General features: G+C 43.2%; 18 protein-coding genes. All 18 read left to right on the plus strand.

Annotated elements, in window-relative coordinates; translation table 11 throughout:
• Window positions 1-422 precede the first annotated feature (422 nt).
• Window positions 423-938, plus strand: coding sequence for a prepilin peptidase-dependent protein (locus BA1DRAFT_RS16620; protein WP_051560826.1), 516 nt, complete (start codon window positions 423-425; stop codon window positions 936-938).
• Between the two features lie 41 nt (window positions 939-979).
• Window positions 980-1,567, plus strand: coding sequence for a prepilin peptidase-dependent protein (locus tag BA1DRAFT_RS16625; RefSeq protein ID WP_036781409.1), 588 nt, complete (start codon window positions 980-982; stop codon window positions 1,565-1,567).
• 5 nt (window positions 1,568-1,572) lie between these two features.
• Window positions 1,573-2,040 carry a YgdB family protein gene (locus BA1DRAFT_RS16630; protein WP_051560827.1) on the plus strand — a complete coding sequence of 156 codons (468 nt, stop codon included), beginning with the start codon at window positions 1,573-1,575 and terminating at the stop codon, window positions 2,038-2,040.
• Window positions 2,037-2,423: a prepilin-type N-terminal cleavage/methylation domain-containing protein gene (locus tag BA1DRAFT_RS16635; RefSeq protein WP_036781411.1), complete on the plus strand. Its 387-nt coding sequence runs from the start codon at window positions 2,037-2,039 to the stop codon at window positions 2,421-2,423. Before BA1DRAFT_RS16630 ends, BA1DRAFT_RS16635 begins: the two co-directional genes overlap by 4 nt.
• Complete coding sequence (recC, locus tag BA1DRAFT_RS16640) at window positions 2,401-5,877, plus strand: exodeoxyribonuclease V subunit gamma (RefSeq protein ID WP_036781413.1); 3,477 nt, start codon at window positions 2,401-2,403, stop codon at window positions 5,875-5,877. Before BA1DRAFT_RS16635 ends, recC begins: the two co-directional genes overlap by 23 nt.
• Window positions 5,877-8,765: a pitrilysin gene (ptrA, locus tag BA1DRAFT_RS16645; protein ID WP_036781415.1), complete on the plus strand. Its 2,889-nt coding sequence runs from the start codon at window positions 5,877-5,879 to the stop codon at window positions 8,763-8,765. The genes recC and ptrA overlap by 1 nt, the downstream gene beginning before the upstream one ends.
• On the plus strand, window positions 8,765-12,370 hold the full coding sequence (gene recB, locus BA1DRAFT_RS16650; protein ID WP_036781447.1) for an exodeoxyribonuclease V subunit beta: 3,606 nt from the start codon (window positions 8,765-8,767) through the stop codon (window positions 12,368-12,370). Before ptrA ends, recB begins: the two co-directional genes overlap by 1 nt.
• The gene (gene recD / locus BA1DRAFT_RS16655) at window positions 12,370-14,223 is read left to right on the plus strand and encodes an exodeoxyribonuclease V subunit alpha (RefSeq protein WP_036781417.1); all 1,854 of its coding nucleotides are present in this window, start codon (window positions 12,370-12,372) and stop codon (window positions 14,221-14,223) included. Before recB ends, recD begins: the two co-directional genes overlap by 1 nt.
• A gap of 739 nt (window positions 14,224-14,962) precedes the next feature.
• Complete coding sequence (locus tag BA1DRAFT_RS16660) at window positions 14,963-17,098, plus strand: type I secretion system permease/ATPase (protein ID WP_200868797.1); 2,136 nt, start codon at window positions 14,963-14,965, stop codon at window positions 17,096-17,098.
• Window positions 17,099-17,220: 122 nt separating this feature from the next.
• Window positions 17,221-18,636 (plus strand): HlyD family type I secretion periplasmic adaptor subunit, encoded by a 1,416-nt coding sequence (locus tag BA1DRAFT_RS16665; RefSeq protein ID WP_036781422.1) that lies wholly within the window; start codon window positions 17,221-17,223, stop codon window positions 18,634-18,636.
• Window positions 18,637-18,756: 120 nt separating this feature from the next.
• Complete coding sequence (locus BA1DRAFT_RS16670; RefSeq protein WP_036781425.1) at window positions 18,757-19,293, plus strand: DUF5625 family protein; 537 nt, start codon at window positions 18,757-18,759, stop codon at window positions 19,291-19,293.
• A 160-nt stretch (window positions 19,294-19,453) separates the two neighbouring features.
• Window positions 19,454-19,984, plus strand: a complete 531-nt coding sequence (locus BA1DRAFT_RS16675) for a DUF5625 family protein (protein ID WP_036781427.1) — start codon at window positions 19,454-19,456, stop codon at window positions 19,982-19,984.
• 58 nt (window positions 19,985-20,042) lie between these two features.
• Window positions 20,043-20,564: a DUF5625 family protein gene (locus tag BA1DRAFT_RS16680; protein ID WP_036781429.1), complete on the plus strand. Its 522-nt coding sequence runs from the start codon at window positions 20,043-20,045 to the stop codon at window positions 20,562-20,564.
• Between the two features lie 48 nt (window positions 20,565-20,612).
• Entirely contained in the window at window positions 20,613-21,134 is a 522-nt protein-coding gene (locus tag BA1DRAFT_RS16685) for a DUF5625 family protein (protein WP_036781431.1), read from the plus strand.
• 58 nt (window positions 21,135-21,192) lie between these two features.
• On the plus strand, window positions 21,193-21,714 hold the full coding sequence (locus tag BA1DRAFT_RS16690) for a DUF5625 family protein (RefSeq protein ID WP_036781433.1): 522 nt from the start codon (window positions 21,193-21,195) through the stop codon (window positions 21,712-21,714).
• Between the two features lie 58 nt (window positions 21,715-21,772).
• Entirely contained in the window at window positions 21,773-22,099 is a 327-nt protein-coding gene (locus BA1DRAFT_RS24535; protein ID WP_338049309.1) for a DUF5625 family protein, read from the plus strand.
• Window positions 22,080-22,304: a DUF5625 family protein gene (locus tag BA1DRAFT_RS24540; RefSeq protein ID WP_338049310.1), complete on the plus strand. Its 225-nt coding sequence runs from the start codon at window positions 22,080-22,082 to the stop codon at window positions 22,302-22,304. Before BA1DRAFT_RS24535 ends, BA1DRAFT_RS24540 begins: the two co-directional genes overlap by 20 nt.
• A gap of 58 nt (window positions 22,305-22,362) precedes the next feature.
• A complete protein-coding gene (locus BA1DRAFT_RS16700) occupies window positions 22,363-22,884 on the plus strand; it encodes a DUF5625 family protein (protein ID WP_036781436.1) in 522 nt (173 codons plus the stop codon).
• Window positions 22,885-22,933 lie beyond the last annotated feature (49 nt).

Consider the following 22,933-nt stretch of genomic DNA (forward strand, 5'->3'; position numbering starts at 1 on the left):
CTATGCTCCCGGGGATTCGCTCCCTTGCCGCCGCGATGCATCTTGAAATCCATTGGGTATATACCACTATTGATCTCTATACTTAAAACAAGCTTCTCAATTAATTACCTTCTAGTCTGATATTATTTATCTTTATAGAATAAATTAATAGTAATAACACCCTCATGTAAAGCATTCAATATTTTCTTTATTATGCTCATGAAGCTTCTTCCTCATAGCCATATAATCTTACAATGCATGACAATAATAAGAAACAAAAATAACTATTCTCGTTGATTTTTGCGAAGCTCTACGCAATTTAAATGTAACAATAATAGGCTATTGTTTTTTTATTGATGCACTCTCGCATAAAATTCAAATTTATATTTATTTTGTTTTGAAAATAAATAGAATGTCTTACGAAAGGAAATAAGGAATTATCAATGGTAAATAATATGAATATAATCGGCCATTATAATATTGATAATCAATTAGGTTTTTCTTTATTGGAATTGATGATCGTTATTGTTTTGGTTTCAATATTTTCCTTATGGGGAGTACAGGAATGGGGTTATCACCAGGAAAGAGCCAGGTTGCAGGAATCAGCACAGAAAATATTAACATTTATAGCCAGACAACAATCTTTGGCAAATTATCTGAATAAAAGAGTCGTGTTGTGGCTGAAAATCGGAAAGGATTGGTGCATCACGCTCTCTAATCCGGTATTGGCTAATTGTGATTTAGAAAATGTTGAGGGAATAAGTTCCCCTTATCAGGATGTTATTATCAGTTCAGCAACCAAGGATCAGATAGAATTTCATGGAATAAGAAACACCATGATACCCGCGAGTTTTACTTTGGCGAATTCCGCAGGTGAAATATCTATTATTTTTTCTTCACGAGGTAGGATGAGATCATGTAGTAATAATAAATTTAACCAAATTCCAGCTTGTGATTAATGATGATTTTCCACTAAAATAATTGATACTTTATTGGAATAATGAAAAATAAAAACCAATCTGGAATGACATTATTAGAAGTTATTGTGGCAATGGCTATTGGCAGTATTATCTTACTAGCGATTGCGAAAAGTTATCCTATTTTAACTAAACAAATAATGGAGTTATATCAGAGATATCGTTTAGGTTATTTCATTAAACAAACATTACATATTATAGAAAAAGATATTCGCCGTGCTGGATATTGTCAGCATTATTGTGATGGAAAACCAATATTCATCGATAATAAAAGTGATGAGAGTGAGGATTCATGCCTGATTATTGCATACGATCTTAACATAAATAACCAATGGGAACCGCCAGAACACAGTGAATCGGAATTCTTTGGCTATCGCCTTAGCAATCAGTCAGTAGAGTGGAAAAGGGGAGCGGGTAACTGTCAGGAAAATGGTTGGGAAAGGCTGTTTGATCCAAATGAAATAGTGGTAGATTCCTTTAAAGCTGAAAAATTACCAGCAAAAGATGGCTTGGTTTTTATCAAATTGGTGCTTATTGCACATTGGTTTAAACATCCATCGATAAACTACCAATATCAGTCAGTAATACGTTTGCGCAATATCAGGGGATAAGTACTGTGGCTGAGCATTCTCCGCATGACTGCTTTCAATATCAGCAAGGTAATGTATTGCTAATTTCAGTGCTGATATTGTTGGCAGTGAGCCTGATGATGTTAAAGGCTTTGCATCATCATCTGGATAACGCTTTAATCATGATGGTTGATGAACGCAGATATCTAAAAGCTTTTCAGCAAGCAGAATCTTCATTGGCATGGGGAATCGCTCAGTCATGGCCGCTTCATAGTAATGAGACAGAAGAGTGGTATTGCCAGCAACAGCAAGAATTTCATTTGACCAGTTGCTTAAAAAGGCAATCGAGTCATTTCTTTCTACTGAAAGGTATGGCTGATGTGGCATCTGGACAATCTGTCGGATTATATCAATGGATGAAATTACTTTCTGCTGGTGGAAGAGATTCTCTTATCCCGGTAGAAAGTGGTTGGCTGGATTTTTGTCCTGAAGTAGATGTAGGATTTTGTTCATGAAGTCAGATCTTTTTTATGAGCATCAATCAGGCATGAGTTTGCCCGAAGTAATGATTGCTGTTATGGTTTTTTCGGTCTCTCTGTTGGGATTAATGCGTTATCATCAGGCGTTATTATTTGGGTTTCAGCAACATTGGCAGCAATCAAAGGCGGATAAATTATCTTATGAGTATCTGGAACAATATGAATTAATTGCAGGTCAAAATCCTTTGCCAGAAATAATATTACCATCGGGTTGGCACGCTGAATTTCAGACAACATATCCGTTGTCTGGCTGCTATCAGCTTACAGTTATAGTAATAACGCCTTATAATCAGCAAAGTAAAGCAAGCCGATGGATTTGTTCAAATGGGAGTTCCGATGTTCAAGGTTTATCATTCTAATCAATTAGATCTTCTTAAGGAATTGATAGCAATATTGATCGGGGATAATCCCCTGACTGATCCATTTGCGCAGGAAGTCATTTTGGTACAAAGTCCTGGTATGTCACAGTGGCTGCAAATCCAACTGGCCGAAAGAATAGGCATATCAGCCAATATTTCATTTCCGCTTCCCGCTACGTTTATTTGGGATATGTTTACCAAAGTATTGCCTGATATTCCTAAAGAAAGTGCTTTTAGTAAAGATGCTATGACATGGAAATTGATGGCGTTATTGCCTCAATTGTTGCCAGAAGCGGAGTTTGTCGCGCTCAGGCATTACCTTGATCAAGATTTTGATAAACGGAAGATTCATCAACTGGCCGGGCGGGTTGCTGATCTGTTTGACCAATATCTAGTTTATCGCCCGCAATGGTTGGAAAGTTGGCAACAAGGCCAGCTTATTGATGGCTTGAGCGATAATCAGTTGTGGCAGAAAAGATTGTGGTTGGAACTGACGGAATATACTCACCAGTTACAACAACCCCAGTGGCATCGTGCTAATTTATATCAGCGCTTTATTTCGACACTGGAAAATAGTCCTGAACTGAAAAATAGTCCTGAACGGGAAAATAGTCTTGAATGGGAAAACAGTCTTGAACGGGAAAACAGTCTTGAACGGGAAAATAATACTAAGCTTTCAGTTTGTTTACCGAAACGAGTATTTATCTGTGGTATTTCTGCCTTACCGCCGGTCTATTTACAAGCTTTACAGGCACTGGCACGGCATATTGATATTCACCTAATGTTTACCAATCCATGTAAATATTATTGGGGAGATATTCAGAATTATGCTTTTCTGGCGAAACTGAGCAGCCGTAAACCACGTCATTATAAGAGCGAACAGGAGCTGGAATATTTTAAAGATCCGGGTAATGCTCAATCACTGTTTAACGATGACGGTGAACAAGATGTAAGTAATCCCTTGCTGGCATCGTGGGGACGGTTGGGTCGTGATAATCTCTATTTATTGTCGCAACTTGAGCAGAGTTCGGATGTTTACGCCTTTGTTGAATTAGAACAGGATAATCTATTACATCAATTGCAAAGGGATATTCTCTATCTGGAAGATCATGCCCAAATTGGTTCAACGAAAGAAACATTTGAAAACAGTCTGCAAAAAAGAGCGCTTGATCCGTTGGATCGCTCTTTATCTTTCCATGTTTGCCATAGCCCTCAACGTGAAGTGGAAGTTTTACAGGACCAGCTATTGCGATTATTGGAAGATAATCCATCGCTGACGCCAAGGGATATTATTGTGATGGTCGCGGATATTGACAGTTATACTCCCTATGTTCAGGCGGTATTTGGTAATGTCTCTGCTGAACGTTATATTCCATTTGCCATTTCTGATCGTAAGGCTCGTCAGGCGCATTCGGTTTTACAGGTATTTATTACACTGCTTGATTTACCTCAAAGCCGTTTTACGACGGAACAGGTTTTAGCATTATTGGAAGTACCCGCGCTGGCGAATAAATTTGACATTCATGAAGATGGTTTGCGTTTATTAAGGCGTTGGGTTGAAGAGTCAGGGGTTCGTTGGGGGCTGGATGACGATAATGTAGAAGAACTCTCTTTGCCGGTAACAGGTCAGCATACATGGCGTTTTGGACTCACTCGAATGTTATTGGGTTACGCAATGGATAGTAGGTCGGGCCCTTGGAAAGAAGTATTGCCTTATGATGAATCCAGTGGTTTAGCCGCAGAGCTTGCCGGACAATTAGCTGAACTTTTAATGCAATTGAGCTATTGGCGCAAGATTCTTGGCGAGAGCCGAACATTAACGGGTTGGTTACCTATCTGCCAGCAGTTGCTGGAGACATTTTTTGCATCAGATAGTGAAACTGAATTAGTACTGGCGATGATAGAACAGCAATGGCAGAAAGTCATCGTCAATGGCTTGAATGCCCGTTATCAAGAAAGTGTGCCATTGGTTCTATTACGAGATGAATTGGCACTTCAGTTTGATAATGAAAAAATCAGCCAGCGTTTTCTTGCCGGCTCTGTCAATTTTTGCACTCTAATGCCGATGCGTTCTATTCCCTTTAAAGTTGTCTGTTTATTGGGAATGAATGATGGTATCTACCCCCGTTCAATTCCACCGCTTGGATTTGATCTGATGGCGGAAAAAGGTCAGAGGGGAGACAGAAAACGGCGGGATGATGACCGTTATTTATTCCTTGAAGCCTTGATATCTGCCGAACAGTTTCTCTATATCAGCTATATTGGTAAATCCATTCGTGATGATACGGAATGTAATCCTTCCGTATTGGTAAATGAATTACTGGATTATGTCTGCCAAAGTTTTTGTTTGCCGGGAAATGAAAAACTGAATGTTGATCAAAGTGCTACTCATGTTAGAGAACATCTGTTATCTCTTCATTCCCGCGTTCCATTTGCACCGGAAAATTTTATACCGGGCAGTTATCAGCAAAGCTATGCCGGGGAGTGGTTACCGGCGGCAACTGAGCAAGGTGCGGCATACGCTGAATTTTGCCAATCTATTGAAACGGAGCAAATTCAAGAAATTACACTTGATAATTTGAGCAGTTTTTACCGTCATCCCGTTCGGTTTTTTTTCCAACGTTGCTTGAAAGTAAATTTCGTTATTGAAGAAACGGAATTACCAGAGGAAGAGCCTTTCGTTTTAGATAATCTCCAGCGTTATCAGTTTAATCAGCTATTGCTGAGTGCCCTCATTGAACAGCAATCACCTGAACCACTTTTCAGTCGGCTTCGTGCTGCTGGCGGGTTGCCTTTTGGTGCTTTTGGCGAGGTTTATTGGTTAAAGCAGCAAAAAGAGATGCAGCCTCTGGCGGATAAAATTCGTGAACAACAGATGGAAACTTTATCTGTTGATTTACATCATGATTTAGGCCAGGTGACGCTGACAGGGCGAATTAATAGGGTGCAACCAGATGGTTTGCTACGTTGGCGGCCAGCCAGCTTAACAGCCAATGATGGCATGCAATTGTGGATTGAGCATTTGGCTTACTGTCTTGCCGGGGGGGAGGGTGAAAGCCGCAGTTATGGGCGTGATGGCAGCGAATGGCGTTTTACCTCTATGTCTTCAGGACAAGCGAAAGATTATTTGAATCAATTGGTTGAAGGATATCAACGAGGAATATCAGCGCCTCTGCCACTGTTTTGTAAAAGTGGTTGGGCGTGGCTTTCTACATGTATGAATAAAGAGACAGGTGAGATTGATGGTAGTGATGAAATTCAATCAAAAGCTGAAAGCCAGCTATTGAAGGTATGGCTTGGAGATCAGGGACGTACAGGCGAAGGAGATGATTCTTATATTCAGCGGGCTTTCAGGCAAATCGATGAATCATTTTTAGCAAAACTTAAACAGGAAGCGCTCAATTATTTGTTACCGATGGCGCGAAATCAGAAACATAGGGAGAATATCGGATAATGCATAAACATTTTGTTCGCATAATTACTGTGATGTTCCTGCTTTTTTGGGGAACAGTAAGCTATGCGCAAACATCACAGTGGCAGCTACTGCAAGAGACAATTTATAAAAGCGAAAATGATCATCGTCAGTATCAGGGAATCAGATTGGCAAACAATATGACGGTCTTGCTGGTATCTGATGAGAAGGCAACCAAATCTCTGGCAGCGGTAGCAATTCCCGTTGGTAGTATGGAAAACCCTGACAGCCAGCTTGGGCTTGCACATTATCTGGAACATATGGTTCTGATGGGATCTGAACGTTACCCGCAGTCAGGTGATTTATCTGAATTTTTGCAAAAGCATGGTGGTAGCTATAATGCCAGCACAGCCTCTTACCGCACGGCTTTTTACCTTGAAGTAGAAAATGAGTCATTAGCTCAAGCTACAGATCGTCTGGCTGATGCACTGGCTGAGCCGTTACTTAATCCAGTGAATGCAGATCGGGAGCGAAACGCCGTTAATGCAGAGCTAACAATGGCGCGTTCTCGTGATGGGATGCGGGTGGCTCAAATACGGGCAGAAACCCTGAATCCTAAACATCCCAATGCCCGTTTTTCTGGTGGTAATCTAGAAACATTGAAAGATAAACCAGGGAGTAAATTACAGACAGAACTGGTGGATTTCTATCAGCGTTATTATTCTGCCAATCTGATGAAAGGAGTCATTTACGGTAATCAGCCTATCGATAAACTGACTCAAATTGCTGTTGATACTTTTGGTCGAATACCTGACAGAGAAGCGAGCGTGCCGCCGATTACTGTTCCGGCAGTAACGGAAAAAGAGAAAGGGATTATCATCCATTATGTTCCCGCCCAACCGCAAAAGGCGTTGCAATTGGAGTTCAGTATTGACAATAACAGTGCTGATTTCCGCAGTAAAACCGATGAATATCTTGGTTATATGATAGGCAACCGTAGCCTGAATACATTATCAGATTGGCTACAAACTCAAGGGCTAGCAGAAAGTATCAGCGCTGGTGCAGAGCCGATGGTTGATCGTAACAAGGGTATCTTTTTTATTTATGTGACGCTGACAGATAAAGGGCTTGCACAACGGGATCAGGTTATTGCGGCTATTTTTTCTTATATTAATTTGTTAAAACAAAAAGGCATCCAGAAAAGTTATTTTGATGAGATCGCGAAGGTTTTGAATCTGTCTTTCCGCTATGGCTCCATTGTTCGTGATATGCATTATATCGAATGGTTATCGGATGCTATGTTGCGAGTTCCTGTTTCCAATGTACTTAATGCCGGTTATTTGGCTGATAGCTATGACCCAGAAGCAATTGCCAACCGGCTTGCTGAGTTGACGCCTGAAAATGCAAGAATTTGGTATATCAGCCCAAAAGAGCCGCACGATAAACAGGCTTATTTTGTTCAGGCGCCTTATCAGGTTGATCGAATCACATCACAGCAACGGATGGAATGGCGGCAGTTAGAGGCGCGGATGAACTTTTCTTTGCCTGTGCCAAATCCTTATATTCCTGACGATTTGAAGCTGATAAAAGCAGATAAGAGTCAAAAACATCCAGAGATGATCCTTGAACAGCAGAATGTCCGTTTGTTTTATATGCCGAGCCAATATTTTGCTGATGAGCCTAAGGCCAGTATTACGCTTGATTTACGTAATGCGGACAGTTTGGATAGCGCCCGTGAGCAGGTCACTTCCTCTTTGCTTGATTATTTAGCAGGGCTTTCCCTCGACCAGCTTAGTTATCAGGCTTCTGTTGCTGGAATGAATATTTCTACTAGTTCATCACAGGGACTGCAACTGGAAGTAAGTGGTTACACTCAAAATCTATCGGCGCTTTTAACCTCTTTAATCAGTAATTACATGGCGTTCACTCCAACAGAGGATCAACTGTCACAAGCTAAGTCTTGGTATCGTGAGCAGATAGAGGTTTCTAATAACGCTAAAGCTTATGACATGGCTATGCAGCCGTTGAAGCGCCTTTCTGTGGTGCCTTACACTGAGCAGTCCACTCGTTTAAAAGCGCTGGAAACTATCACAGTTCAGGATATTGTTACGTATCGTCATGAAATGATAAAAAATGCTGCTTTGCAAATGATGATAATTGGCAACTTGACCGAACAACAGAGCAAAGTGATTGCTGAATCTGCCCATAACCAACTGGCGAATCAAGGAAATGACTGGTGGATTGGGAATAAGGTGGTGATTGATAAAAATTACCCGGTTAATTTCCAGCGTGTTGGCAGCAGTACAGATGGTGCTTTAGCCGAGGTTTATATTCCGACAGGTTATAACCGTATAGAAGGTTATGTTTATTCCAGTTTGTTAAGTAATATGCTCCAGCCGTGGTTCTATGAGCAGTTAAGAACAGTAGAACAACTAGGGTATGCGGTGTTTGCTTTCAATACCAGTGTAGGGGAGCAGTGGGGATTGGGTTTCCTGCTACAAAGTAATAGTAAACAACCAAAATATTTGAATCAGCGTTATCGAGATTTCTATCAGAACGCCGGTAATAAATTGCAAGCAATGTCTCAAGCTGATTTTGAACAATACAAGAGTGCGCTGATTAATGAAAAACAGCAGCCGCCACAAACTTTCTATGCCGAAGTTGCCCGTTTCTCTAGTGATTTTAGCCGCAATAACTTTAGTTTTGATAGCAGAGATAAAATGCTTGAGATCCTAAAGAAAACCACACCGCAGCAATTGGTTAATTTCTATCGGAATGCGGTAATCAAACATCGAGGGCTGTCATTGATTTCACAAGTGATTGGTAAATCAGGAGGTTTGGATGGATATGCGAAATTGAAAGGTTGGAAAACCTATCAGAATGTGACTGAATTTCAGAAACGGTTACCTATTGAGGTAAGAGAGCAGTGATCACAGAGACATCTGTTCACAGGCTTAATGTATTAACTCTGCCGCTGAATGGTCAGCGGCTGATCGAAGCATCGGCCGGGACGGGTAAAACCTACACTATCGGTATCTTATATCTGCGTCTTCTGCTTGGGCTGGGGAAAGATGCCGCTTTTTCACGACTTTTGAGCGTGGAAGAAATTCTGGTGGTCACTTTTACTGAGGCAGCAACGAATGAGTTACGTGGGCGTATCCGTGAAAATATTCATAAACTTCGCCTCGCTTGTATTCGAAACGAAGTAGAAGATGCAGAGCCAGCCTATCAACAACTATTGGATGAAATCCCAGATAAAGGGCGGGCGGCTACCTGGTTACTGGCCGCCGAGCGGCAAATGGATGAAGCCGCGATTTATACTATTCATGGTTTTTGTCAGAGGATGTTGGCACATAACGCTTTTGAATCTGGGATCTTGTTTGAACAGACATTAATTCAAGATCAACAGCCATTAGAACGGCAGGGCTGTGCCGATTTCTGGCGGCGCCACTGTTATCCATTGCCGTTATCAATGGCACAGGTAATCAGCCAGGAATGGAGTGGGCCGGAAGCTCTGTTGGCTGAATTACACCCTTATTTACAAGGGGATATGCCATATATTGTTAATGCGCCGGACAGTGATGAAACGTTGTTAAGTCGCCATGAAAAAATTATCCAGTTGATCAGTGATGTTAAATACCAATGGAATGAAGTTGCTGGAGAGTTGCACGATTTAATTGCGGACTCTGGTGTTGATAAAAGAAGTTACAGTAGTAAGCACTTACCAAATTGGCTGAATAGTGTCACGGATTGGGCTCAGGCGCCTACAGAGGATTATCTGTTGCCAAAAGCGTTGGAGAAATTCCGGCAGTCGGTGTTGGCAGAAAAGACAAAAAAAGGCGAGGTACCTGAACATTCACTTTTTGTTGCGATAGATGATTTATATAAGCAACCACTTACTTTACGTGATTTGATTATCTCCAGGGCTATTATTGAGATTCGTCAATCAATCGGTCAGGAAAAACTAACACGAGGTCAGATGGGGTTTGATGACTTACTTACCCGTCTTGATGATGCTCTGAAAGGCCTTGGCAGTGATTTGCTTGCTGAGACTATTCGTCGGCGCTATCCGATTGCGTTGATCGACGAATTTCAGGATACCGACCCACAGCAATACCGGATTTTTCATACTATCTATGGCACTCAACCTGAAAATGGTTTGCTGTTTATTGGTGATCCCAAACAAGCTATTTATGCATTTCGCGGCGCAGATATTTTCACTTACATTCGCGCCCGCTCTCAGGTAAGTGCTCACTATACTCTGGAAACAAACTGGCGCTCTGCTTACTCAATGGTACAGGCAGTAAACAAACTGTTTATGCGTTCGGAAAAGCCATTTTTGTTTGAGCAGATCCCTTTTATTGAAGTCTCTGCGGCAGAAAAAAATCGAGAGCTCTCTTTTAGCTATGACGGTGAAGAACAGGCCGCACTGAATTTCTGGTTACAACCGGGAGAAGGCGTTTCTACCGGAGATTATGAGCAAACGATGTCACGGCTCTGTGCTGCGCAAATTCGAGATTGGTTGCAGGCAGGTAGTGAAGGGCGGGCTTTATTACATAAAAGTGAAGGTTCCCGGCCTGTGACGGCTGCTGATATTACGGTTTTGGTACGTAGCAGAAAGGAAGCTACATTGATCCGTAGTGCGCTTAACCTGTTATCTATTCCTTCTGTATTTCTTTCTAACCGAGAAAGTGTATTTGCCGCCGAGGAAGCCAAGGACATTCTCTGGTTACTACAAGCGGTGTTATCACCGGAAAAAGAACGGGTTTTGAGAAGTGCGTTGGCGAGTGGTTTATTTGGTCTAACTGCCCGGCAGATAGACAAGTTGAATCATGATGAAAAGGCATGGGATCAATTAGTTGATGAATTTGATGGTTACTGTCGTTTATGGCAACGCCGTGGTGTGTTACCTATGTTACGAGCGGTAATCGCCAACCATCATATTGCTGAGAATTTGCTTGCCAGTTATGACGGTGAACGGCGTTTGACGGATGTGATGCATATTGGTGAGTTGTTGCAGGAAATATCTTTACAACTTGACAGTGAACATGCAGTCACCCGCTGGCTAGCTCAGCAAATCTCTCATCCTGATCCACAATCTGAAAACCAGCAAATGCGGCTGGAAAGCGATCGTCATTTGGTACAAATTTGTACTATCCATAAATCTAAAGGTCTGGAATATCCGCTGGTATGGTTGCCATTTATCTGTAATTTCAGGGAGCAGAAGCGGGCGATATATCATGATCGTACGAGCTTTAATGCTTGCCTCGATATCTTTCCTGACGACGAGACGATTGAGCTGGCGGAACAAGAGCGATTGGCAGAGGATTTGCGTTTACTCTATGTCGCATTGACGCGCTCTGTTTACCATTGCAGTGTCGGCGTGGCTCCGCTGATAAAAGGCAATAAGAAAAAGATCGGGGATACTGATCTGCATCAGTGTGCTCTGGGCTACCTGTTGCAAAAGGGAGTGAAAGGGGATGCTGATTTTCTGGCGACATCGCTTAAAGAATTAAGCGGGGATGGCATTGTTATATCATCAATTAATGAAACAGATGGTCATCCCTGGCAATCGCAAAGTAAAAATGATTTAGTCCTGTCGGCCAGGCAATTTAAACGCAGAGTCCAGGATGACTGGCGTATTACCAGTTATTCTGGTTTACGAAACTCTATGGTTCATCGTGGCAATGTTTCTGCTTATTTTGCTGGAGAAGAATCTATTGACGTGATTGTTCAATCTATTGCGCCAAAGCTTGATGTTGATGCTAGTGGTGAAAGACAGTTAGCAGAACAACTTGAAATGACACCCCATACATTTCCTCGGGGAGCTTCCGCGGGGACTTTTTTACACGCTATTTTGGAAGAACTTAGTTTCAGCCAACGACCTGATGAGAAATGGTTGGCAGAACAACTGCAATCAGCCGGATTTGATGAACGATGGAGTGGGACGTTACAGCAATGGATGACCGACATTTTTACCATTCCATTGAATGATGAAGGAGTGCAACTGGCAAAAATTCCGTTGCATCATCAACAGGATGAAATGCAGTTTTATCTGCCGGTTGAGCAACTTTTGCGATCTCAGACGTTGGATACGCTGATGCGTCGTTATGATCCGATTTCTGCCCGTTGTCCCCAACTGGAATTTCAGCAGGTGAAAGGAATGCTGAAAGGGTTTATTGATTTGGTCTTCTGTTGGCAAGGCAAATTTTACGTGCTGGATTACAAATCAAACTGGTTGGGAGAGGAGAGCCAGTTTTATACTCAACAGGCAATGGAAATAGCCATGATTGAACATCGCTATGACCTGCAATATCAGCTTTATACACTGGCATTGCATCGTTATTTGCGTCACAGGCTGGCTAATTATGATTACCAACAACATTTCGGCGGCGTGATTTACCTGTTTCTGAGGGGAATAGATAAACAACAACCGGGGAATGGTATTTTCAATTGTCGGCCATCGGCTGAATTTGTTGATGCTTTGGATCTGCTCTTCAGTGGTCATGAACAGTCTGAAAAAGAGAAAAATTGATGATTTCGTTATTACAACAGGCAGTAAACCTCAGACTTTTGCGTTCATTGGACTTACAGTTTGCTCATGCATTGATTGAGGATAAAGATCCTATTTTGTTGTTGGTGATGGCGCTGTTGAGCGCTGAAACTGGTGCCGGGCATGTTTGCCTGCCGGTTAATCGGATAACGCCAGAATATTTTTTTGATGGGCGACATCGTGAATTTGCAGAGCAATTATGGCGAGCTGCGGGAAAACCTGATGAGCAGAGTTTGCTGATAGCGCTGGAAAATTGTGCTGCGGTTAGTGATGGGCTTCAACCAACGCCAGTGGTGCTTTCCCATGACCGGCTTTATTTGCAGAGAATGTGGCAAAGTGAATGTCAGGTGGCGGCTTTCTTTTCCGGCAATCAACCAACCGATAATATTCAAGAACAGCAACTGAGAACTGTTTTGGATGAATTATTCATGCTGCCTGAGGAAACGGTGGACTGGCAAAAGGTAGCTGCGGCTGTTGCGGTGACTAGCAGAATTTCAGTTATTTCTGGCGGACCGGGAACCGGAAAAACAACGACAGTTGCTAAATTGTTGGCTGCCTTAATCAAACTTCATCCTGATAAAAAGCAGGTTATCCAACTGGCGGCTCCGACAGGAAAGGCGGCCGCCAGATTGACCGAATCTCTTAATAGTGCGGTCAGAAAACTGCCTCTGACGGAAGAACAGTTTGCATGTATGCCGGATCAGGCACAGACGATTCATCGCTTGCTAGGAGCGCAGCCTGATAGCCAGCGATTGCGCTATGATCGAGATAATCCACTGAGTTTGGATGTGCTGGTGGTGGATGAAGCTTCAATGGTGGATTTACCCATGATGGCTAGGTTGATTGATGCATTGCCTCCGAAAGCGAAAATTGTTCTGCTTGGGGACCGTGATCAATTGGCATCAGTGGAAGCAGGCGCGGTGTTGGGTGATATTTGCCGTTTTGCTGAACAGGGATACAGCATAACGAGGGCACAACAGCTAAGCAGATTAACAGGATGTCGGTTAGTTGCGGGTGATCAGCAAAATATCCCAGAGGTTCGTGAACGTTTGTGTCTTTTACGCAAAAGTTACCGCTTTAATGTAGATTCTGGAATTGGTCAGTTGGCTGCGGCCGTTAATCAGGGGAAGAGTCGACAAGCTCTCTCTATTTTGCAGCAACCGTTGAAGGATATCTGTTTTTACCCATTGTCCGACGATGAAGATTATCAGCGATTGCTGACAGAAACGGTATCGGGTTATCACGCTTATTTGCAACTGGTGGCAAAGCAGGCACCGGCCAAAGCGATTTTAGATGAATTTAACCACTATCGTTTGTTGTGTGCGCTGAGAGAAGGACCGTTTGGCGCCAGTGGGCTTAACGAGCGTATAGAACAGCTATTACATCGTCAGGGGCTTATTCGTCGCCCTGTCGGGACTTTCAGTCGTGGTTATGCTGGCCGCCCCATCATGATATCGCGTAATGACAGCACACTGGGCCTGTTTAATGGTGATATCGGTATTATGCTCAGAGACGAAAATCATGAACTGCGAGCTTATTTTCAGTTGCCTGATGGACAGATTAAAGGAATCCAGCCAAGTCGTTTGCCACAACATGAAACTGCATATGTGATGACCGTACATAAATCACAGGGTTCAGAATTTGACCACACAGCTTTGGTATTGCCAACGCAGTTTGTGCCGGTTGTCAGCCGTGAATTGGTTTATACAGCGATAACCCGGGCCAGAGAAAAACTAACTCTTTATGCACATGAAGCGGTATTGCGTCAGGCAATCCAGATGCCAACTCAAAGGCGAAGTGGATTAGCAGAACGGCTTAACTTACAGGTGGATTAACGTTTGCTCTGATAGACCGACTTGTGTAAAAAAATTTATATATTAATGATGTTGCCATATCTTCTCTGACATTTTTTTTGATCGTGATTTGTTCGGTTGTTGGATGGGCTTTTAAGCCCGACAATCAGATCATTAATGCCTTTAATGAGATTTCTGATTTGCCGTGCTGACTTCGGTAAATACGCCTTTTTGTTTTTGTAAAAAGTTATCGGTTAGGTGATTAAAAAATTCTCGTGCAGTGAACTAGAGATTACATTGACCTATACAAGATAAATGTATCTTAAACCTACCTATGCAAAATTTTTGTTATTTTTTAATTGAAATGTCTTTTCTTAGTCCTTCATGTTGATTGATTGTGAGTCGCAATCGTTCAGTCAGCCATATCGAATAGTTTCATCGTGATGGCTATATACTGATCGATATCTTAATTTCACCGATTCAAAAGATTCAAAAATAGTTGCAATGACTGAATCAAATTGTTGATGTTTATATTTTGTTATCAATGTAAATAACAAAATTATAAATTTAATAAATTTTAATATTATTGTGTGGTTAATGTCACAGTTTGTGAATATATTAAATGAAATTTATTATTATTTGATGATATAAACGCCTAATTATATGAATTGTGATTTGTTTACTAAACGGATTGCGGATATGTCTGGATAGCTTGCTAGGGGTGAGATGAATATCCAGATTTTTAATTTAAGGATTAAGTTGTCTGATGCAGGATAATGAAATGAGTACTGAGTCACCCCACTCTTCCCCGGAGCTGGATACCGGCCTGATTTGCTTGGCCATGTTGGCTAGATTTCACAACATAGCTATATCGACTGAACAACTTTCACACGAATTTTCCACTTCCAACCAAGGTCTTACCTTGAAGGAGCTGTTGCTGGCTGCTCGTCATTCAGGGCTGAAAGCTAAGGCTGTACACACAACACTTACCAGACTTGAACATACTCCATTGCCTGCCATTGCTATGGACAGAGATGGGCAGTTTTTTATTTTGGCCAAACTGGATAAAGAACAGGCTTTGATTCAGGACCCACGTTCGGTTCGCCCTGAAGTTATCAGCTTCGAGCAGCTTGAGCAGCGTTGGACAGGGCAACTGGTGCTTGTGCGTTCCAGTAACGGTCTGCCCGGAGAGACTTCACGCTTTGACTTCACTTGGTTTATCCCGGCTATCGTCAAATACCGCAAGTTGTTGGGCGAAGTTTTGTTGGGGTCTTTTGCTTTGCAGTTGTTTGCCCTGGTGACTCCGTTGTTCTTTCAGGTGGTCATGGACAAAGTACTGGTGCATCACGGCCTAACCACACTGGATGTTGTCGCGGCGGGATTGCTGGGCATCATGTTGTTCGAGTCGGCTCTGAGCGGTCTGCGTAGCTACGTGTTTGCCCATACGACCAGCCGTATTGATGTACAGTTGGGATCGAATCTGTTTCGGCACTTGATTAATCTGCCGCTGGCTTACTTCCAGGCAAGGAGAGTCGGTGATTCTGTGGCTCGTGTACGCGAACTGGAAAACATCCGCAGCTTCCTCACCGGCAACGCTATTACCCTGATGCTTGACGTGCTTTTTTCTCTGGTATTCATCCTTGTGATGTTCTATTACAGCGGCTGGTTGACCCTTGTTGTGGTGTTATCATTGCCGCTCTATGCACTCGTCTCGGGGTTGGTTACACCTCTCTTGCGTAAGCGATTACAGGATAGCTTCACACGCAACGCTGAGAATCAGGCATTCCTTGTCGAAACGGTCAATGGCATCGATACCCTAAAGTCAATGGCGGTTGAACCGCAGGCCATCCGCAAGTGGGACAACCAACTGGCGGCTTATGTTGCCGCAGGTTTCAAAACACAGACCTTATCCACTATCGCCAATGAAAGCGTCTCGCTTATCGGCAAGTTAGTGACGGTCGCCACACTCTGGCTCGGTGCGCGTCTCGTGATAGAGGGGCAGCTATCGGTGGGGGAACTGATAGCATTCAATATGTTGGCCGGCCGTGTTAGCGGCCCGATCATGCGTCTTGCGCAACTGTGGACCAGCTTCCAGCAGACCGGAGTCTCAGTGCAGCGTCTGGGAGATATCCTCAATTCCCGTACTGAATTGTCTCAGGCTACACGTAGCACAGTACCGCCGCTCAAGGGGCAGGTAGAGTTCGAACAGGTGCATTTTCGTTATCGGGCTGATGGTTCTGAGGTGCTGCGCGGCGTCAATCTGGTCATTGGCGCGGGAGAAATCATTGGTGTAGTGGGCCGCTCCGGTTCCGGCAAAAGTACTCTGACCCGCTTGTTGCAGCGGCTCTATGTTCCAGAGCGCGGACGGGTCATGGTCGATGGCATGGACTTGGCATTGGCTGATGTGTCCTCGCTGCGCCGGCAGATTGGCGTGGTGTTGCAGGACAATATGCTATTCAACCGCAGTATTCGTGAAAACATTGCTTTAAGCGATCCGGGTGCGCCGCTCGAAATGGTCATGCACGCCGCCCGCATGGCTGGAGCTCATGAATTCATCCTTGAACTGCCCGAAGGTTACGACACCATTGTGGGTGAGCACGGCGCGTCACTTTCGGGTGGTCAACGGCAACGGGTAGCCATTGCCCGAGCCTTGATCGGCAATCCTCGCATTTTGATTTTCGACGAGGCGACCAGTGCGCTGGACTACGAGTCTGAACGGGTGGTGCAGCAGAACATGCAAAGCATTTGCAAGGGGCGTACGGTCATCATCATTGCTCATCGGTTGTCCGCTGTACGCGACGCGCATCGTATCCTTGTGATGGATCGCGGGCAGATCGTTGAACAGGGAGCCCACGCCGAGTTACTGGCGCGTCAGGACGGCCACTATTCACGACTGTATCGAATGCAGCAGGGCTGAAAGGCTTCCATTTCCAGAACGTACGATGAAAACGGTTAATAACGTAATCAATGGTTAATAACACCATCAGAGGCAGATGTGATCGAGATAAACATACTCCGATTCAAGGAAAATAATTTCAAATGAGCGCCACCCTTTCCTTATTGCAGCGTTATCGTCACGTGTGGCGTGAGTCTTGGCGCCAACGTAAAAACATGGACGTGTCGCCGCGACTTGCTCATGAATTACAATTTTTACCGACGGCTTTGGAGTTGCAGGAAACACCTGTTCACCCAGCACCGAGGATTTTCACCTGGGGCATTATGGGTTTCGCTGTATTGGCGTTGCTCTGGGCCTACATCGGCAAAATCGAGGTAGTGGCTATCGCCCCGGGAAAGGTTGTTCCCAATGGCAAGACCAAGTTGATTCAATCCAGCGAAACGGCGGTGGTCAGAGCGATCCACGTCAATGACGGTCAGTCGGTGAAAGTCGGCGAGTTGTTGGTCGAACTCGATCCGACGGCGGCGAGCGCCGACGTCAACCGGATTCAGAGCGAGCTGCTGGCTGCTCGTATCGACAGTGCGCGGAGTGCCGCCATGCTCGACGCGATCAATCAACAAAAGTCGCCGGCTTCGCTGGTAGGAACGATTGACAACGCCAACCCTGAGCAGGTGCTCAGTGCCCAACGCTGGCTACAAGGACAATACCAGGAATACCGCAGCAACCTGGAGTTGGTGGATGCAGAAATTCTCCAACGCAGCGCCGAAATCCAGTCAGCCCAATCTCAGGTGGCTAGCCTGCGAAAAACGCTGCCGATTGCTACACAATTGGCCGAGGATTACCAACGGTTATTGACGAAACAGTATGTGTCACGGCATGAATATCTGGAGAAAGAGCAGACGCGACTGGATCTGCAACGCCAGTTAAGCGTACAACAGGCCAGTGTCTTGCAGTACACCGCCGCTCAGGACGAGGCGCGACGTCGGCGTGAGACTGTTGTTGCGCAAAATCGCCGCGCCATGCTCGACCTGCAACAGGAAGCCAACAAAAAAGCAGCGACCTTAGTTCAGGAGCTGGCGAAGGCCCGCTATCAGGAAACCTTGACCAGCCTCAAAGCCCCGGTGGCCGGCACAGTTCAACAACTCGCTATCCATACTGTCGGTGGCGTGGTGACACCCGCTCAGCCGCTGATGGTCATCGTTCCCGCAGACCAACCGGTAGAAGTGGAGGCCATGCTGGAAAACAAGGATGTAGGTTTCGTCCATGTTGGTCAACCGGTCACCGTTAAGGTGGAAACTTTTACTTTCACCAAGTACGGCACCGTTGACGGCGAAGTGCTGAACGTATCGAACGACGCTATCGAGGACGAAAAGCGTGGACTCATCTATAGCAGCCGTATTCGCTTGAAGTCTGATCACGTGCTGGTCAATGGTCAGAGAGTCCCACTGTCTCCGGGCATGTCGATCACGGCAGAAATAAAAACCGATCAACGTCGCGTGATCGATTACTTCTTGAGTCCATTACAGCAGCATCTGGATGAAAGTTTGAGAGAGCGATGAGAGAACGGTGGGTCGTAAAGACAGCTCTGTAAACCCGGTTCGCCATATTCACCGTTTTCCGGGTTTGAGATAAATGACCGTTAATGTTTTTAGCAGCCTTACTTTATTTGGAGTGATGAAATGAAAGTATTACGTATACACGAAAGGTTCAAAAACTGGCGCAATATGATTATTTTCATGAGCTGCACTTTGTTAATGGCATGCTCTAAGCCGATGGATATATACAAACCGATTGACGTGTCGAAGTCTGGTCAATCAGTTAAATTTGATTTTGAAATCAGCAAGGTTAGAGAGTATCGGGTTTCCCTATTATTTGCGATTGGGGATAGTCAGGAGGAAAAAGAAAGGCGATCTGAGTTATTCCGTGCTCATGTTGATGGAGTTGCCATACCTATTACTTTTCGTCTGGTTAAAGACGGCAAAGTTCTTTTTGACGAGGAAATAAACACAGTGGGTGCAACGCTGATGCATACCGTCCATTATAAAGAAAAAAATATAGATACGGCGGTACGTACTATTGACATATTTCAGTTCACTCCCGGACATTACTCGATGGTAATTACCACCCTGGAAGATGTGCCAGCTTTTAATGGTATTGAGAGCTTTGTACATATTACGGATAGTGTATTCAATGGTCAGATCTACAATCTGTTATAGCAGCTCTATTCCCAGAGTAGATAATATTAATCCGGTGGCGATTTTGATCAAGTCTGAATTCAGTAATTATGTGCCTTTAGTAGGCATGTAATTAGACGCCAATTTAATAATGCTTATTGAAAGTACAAACAAAGAAAATATCAAAGTTTGGAGTGATGTGATGAGAGTATTACAGGTACATCAAAGGTTCAAACACTGGCGAAAAATGATTGTTTTTTTAAGTTTCGCCTTATTATCGGCATGCTCTAAGCACATTGATGCTATACGCAAACCAATTGATGTGTCGCATTCGGGGCAATCCGTCGAGATTAATTTTGAACTTAGTAAGCGCAAGGCTGGGGATTATCAGTTTGCCCTGCTGTTTTCCAATGGCCGTAGTTATGCTGAAATGGAAAGGCGAGATAAGTTGTTTGGGCGTGTTGATAAGGATGGGGTTGCAATCCCCATTTCGCTTCGTCTGGTTAAAGACGGTAAGGTTTTTTTTGACGAGAAAATAAACGCAGTGAGGCTCGATGGGTGGGAATCTTTCTATTACGAAGAGAGAAGGGTAAATACGACTGTGCGAGAAATTAAAACACTTTCGTTACCCTCCGGACGTTACTCTGCGGTAATTACCACCTTGGAGGATGTGCCAGCTTTTAATGGCATTCAGAGTTTTGTAGAGCTTGCGTATTTTAATCCGAAGATTTAAGAAGATTTAAAATGGTATCGATATAAACAATGAAAATACCAAGGTGTGGAGTGACGTGATGAAAATATTACAGGTACACGAAAGATTTAAAAACTGGCGCAACATTATTATTTTTCTGAGCTGCATTTTATTAGTGGCATGTTCTGAGCCCATTAATATATACAGACCGATTGACGTATCGCATTCTGATCAGTCAGTCAAGATTGATTTTGAAATCAGCAAGAAGGGCGATTATCAGTTTGCCCTGCTGTTTGCTACTGGGCGTGGTTTTGGTGAAATGCAAAGGCGGGATAAGTTGTTCGGGAGTATTGATAAGGGCGGGGTTGCCATCCCCGTTTCACTTCGTGTGATTAAAGACGGTAAAGTTTTTTTTGACGAGGAAATAAATGCGGTGGGGTACGGTTGGGGGCGTACCGTCTATTACAAAGAGAGAAGTATAAATACCGCGGTGCGCGATATTGAAATACTGGAGTTACCCCCCGGACGTTACTCTGCGGTAATTACAACACTGGAAGATGTGCCTGCTTTTAATGATATTGAGAGTTTTGTAGAGCTCACTTATTTCAAGCCGAAGATTTAAACGGGTATTAATATAAACAAAGAAAATATCAAAATTTTGAGTGAAGAAATGAAAATATTACAAGTACACGAAAGGTTCAAAAACTGGCGAAATATTATTGTTTTTATGAGTTGCACCTTGTTAATGGCCTGCTCTAAGCCCATTGATATATACAAACCGATTGACGCGTCGCATTCAGGTCAGTCAGTCAAAATTGATTTTGAAATCAGTAAGAAAGGAAATTATCAGTTTGCCCTGCTGTTTGCTAAAGGGGGGGACTATGAGGAAATGAAAAGGCGGCTTGAGTTGTTTGGGGATATTGATAGGGACGGGATAATAACCCCTGTTTCACTTCAGATAATTAAAGATGGCAAGGTTTTCTTTGATGAGAAAATAAACGCTGGAGGATATGGCTGGGGACGTACCTTCGATTACGAAGAAAGGAGTATAACCACGGCGGTGCGAGAAATTAAAACGTTTTCGTTACCTCCCGGACATTACTCTGCGGTAATTACCACCTTGGAAGATGTCCCTGCTTTTAATGGCATCGAGAGTTTTGTTGAGTTCGCCTATTACAATCCGAAAATTTAAGAAGATTTAAAATGGTATCAGTATAAACAAAGGAAATATAAAAATTTGGAGTGATGAAATGAAAGTATTACATATACACGAAAGGTTTAAAAACTGGCAAAACATTATTATTTTTATGAGTTGCATTTTATTAATGGCATGTTCTGAGCCCATTAATATATACAGACCGATTGATGTGTCGCATTCTGATCAGTCAGTCAAAATTGATTTTGAAATCAGCAAGAAGGGAGACTATCAGTTTGCCCTGTTGTTTGCTAGAGGGCATGGTCATGATGAAATGAACAGGCGAGATGAGTTATTTGGGAGTATTTATGATGACGGGGTGACAACTCCCGTTTCGCTTCATCTGGTTAGAAACGGTCAGGTTTTTTTTGACGAAAAAATAAACGCAGGGGGATACGATGGGGGACACTCCTTTGATTACGAAGAAAGAACGGTAACTACGGCGGTGCGAGAAATTAAGACATTTTTGCTACCCCCCGGGCGTTACTCTGCGGTTATTACAACCCTAGAGGATGTGCCTGCTTTTAATGGAATTGAGAGTTTTGTCGAGTTCACCTATTACAATCCGAAAATTTAAGAAGATTTAAAATGGTATCAGTATAAACAAAGGAAATATCAAAATTTGGAGTGACAAAATGAAAGTGTTACGTATATATGAAAGGTTTAAAAATTGGCGAAATATTATTGTTTTTATGAGTTGCACCTTATTAATGGCCTGCTCTAAGCACATTGAGACTATACGCAAACCGATTGATGTGTCGCATTCTGGTCGAACCGTCGAGATTAATTTTGAACTCAGCAAGAGACAGGCTGGAGATTATCAGTTTGCCCTGCTGTTTGCTACCACGGATGATTATGATGAAATGAAAAGGAGATTTAAGTTGTTCGGGAATATTGATCATGATGGGGTTGCAATCCCCATTTCGTTCCGTCTAGTTAAAGATGGTAATATTTTTTTTTGACAAGGAAATAAACGTAGTGAGGCTTGATGGTGTGCAAGCCTTCTATTATGAAGAGAGAAGGATAAATACGGCTGTGCGAGAAATTAAAACACTTTCGTTACCCTCCGGACGTTATTCTGCGGTAATTACTACATTGGAAGATGTCTCTGCTTTTAATGGCATTCAGAGTTTTGTACAGCTCACATATTTTAATCCGAAAATTTAAGAAGATTTAAAATGGTATCAGTATAAACAAAGGAAATATCAAAATTTGGAGTGACAAAATGAAATTATTACGTATATATGAAAGGTTCAAAAACTGGCGAAATATTATTATTTTTATGAGCTGCACCTTATTAATGGCCTGCTCTAAGCCCATTGATATATACAAACCGATTGATGTGTCGAAGTCTGGTCAATCAGTTAAATTTGATTTTGAAATCAGTAAGGAAGGAAATTATCAGTTTGCCTTGCTGTTTGATAAAGGGAATGACTATGAAGAAATGAAAAGGCGGCTTGAATTGTTTGGGAATGTTGATAAGGACGGGGTAATAATCCCCGTTTCGCTTCATCTAGTTAGAGATAGCAAGGTTTTTTTTGATGGAAAAATAAACGCTGTGGGAAGCGGTTGGGGGCGTTCCTTCGATTACGAAGGAAGAAGAATAAATATAGCTGTGCGAAACATTAAAATATTTGAGTTACTCCCCGGACGTTACTCTGCGGCAATTACCACCTTGGAGGATGTCCCTACCTTTAATGACATAGAGAGTTTTGCAGAATTCGCCTATTTTAATCCCAAAATTTGATTTGTTCAGAAAAAACAAAGAGAAATAACCAGTAGAGGAAATAATAAGT

Origin of the sequence: Photorhabdus aegyptia (genome assembly GCF_000612035.1) — a bacterium.
GTDB classification, from domain to species: domain Bacteria; phylum Pseudomonadota; class Gammaproteobacteria; order Enterobacterales; family Enterobacteriaceae; genus Photorhabdus; species Photorhabdus akhurstii.

Excerpts from the sequence above, each read along its gene's own strand:
- BA1DRAFT_RS16620 (WP_051560826.1), top strand. The coding sequence starts at position 423 with ATGGTAAATAATATGAATATAATCGGCCATTATAATATTGATAATCAA.
- BA1DRAFT_RS16625 (WP_036781409.1), top strand. The coding sequence starts at position 980 with ATGAAAAATAAAAACCAATCTGGAATGACATTATTAGAAGTTATTGTG.
- BA1DRAFT_RS16635 (WP_036781411.1), top strand. The coding sequence starts at position 2,037 with ATGAAGTCAGATCTTTTTTATGAGCATCAATCAGGCATGAGTTTGCCC.
- recC (WP_036781413.1), top strand. The coding sequence starts at position 2,401 with ATGTTCAAGGTTTATCATTCTAATCAATTAGATCTTCTTAAGGAATTG.
- ptrA (WP_036781415.1), top strand. The coding sequence starts at position 5,877 with ATGCATAAACATTTTGTTCGCATAATTACTGTGATGTTCCTGCTTTTT.
- recD (WP_036781417.1), top strand. The coding sequence starts at position 12,370 with ATGATTTCGTTATTACAACAGGCAGTAAACCTCAGACTTTTGCGTTCA.
- BA1DRAFT_RS16660 (WP_200868797.1), top strand. The coding sequence starts at position 14,963 with ATGAGTACTGAGTCACCCCACTCTTCCCCGGAGCTGGATACCGGCCTG.
- BA1DRAFT_RS16665 (WP_036781422.1), top strand. The coding sequence starts at position 17,221 with ATGAGCGCCACCCTTTCCTTATTGCAGCGTTATCGTCACGTGTGGCGT.
- BA1DRAFT_RS16670 (WP_036781425.1), top strand. The coding sequence starts at position 18,757 with ATGAAAGTATTACGTATACACGAAAGGTTCAAAAACTGGCGCAATATG.
- BA1DRAFT_RS16675 (WP_036781427.1), top strand. The coding sequence starts at position 19,454 with ATGAGAGTATTACAGGTACATCAAAGGTTCAAACACTGGCGAAAAATG.
- BA1DRAFT_RS16680 (WP_036781429.1), top strand. The coding sequence starts at position 20,043 with ATGAAAATATTACAGGTACACGAAAGATTTAAAAACTGGCGCAACATT.
- BA1DRAFT_RS16685 (WP_036781431.1), top strand. The coding sequence starts at position 20,613 with ATGAAAATATTACAAGTACACGAAAGGTTCAAAAACTGGCGAAATATT.
- BA1DRAFT_RS16690 (WP_036781433.1), top strand. The coding sequence starts at position 21,193 with ATGAAAGTATTACATATACACGAAAGGTTTAAAAACTGGCAAAACATT.
- BA1DRAFT_RS24535 (WP_338049309.1), top strand. The coding sequence starts at position 21,773 with ATGAAAGTGTTACGTATATATGAAAGGTTTAAAAATTGGCGAAATATT.
- BA1DRAFT_RS24540 (WP_338049310.1), top strand. The coding sequence starts at position 22,080 with ATGGTAATATTTTTTTTTGACAAGGAAATAAACGTAGTGAGGCTTGAT.
- BA1DRAFT_RS16700 (WP_036781436.1), top strand. The coding sequence starts at position 22,363 with ATGAAATTATTACGTATATATGAAAGGTTCAAAAACTGGCGAAATATT.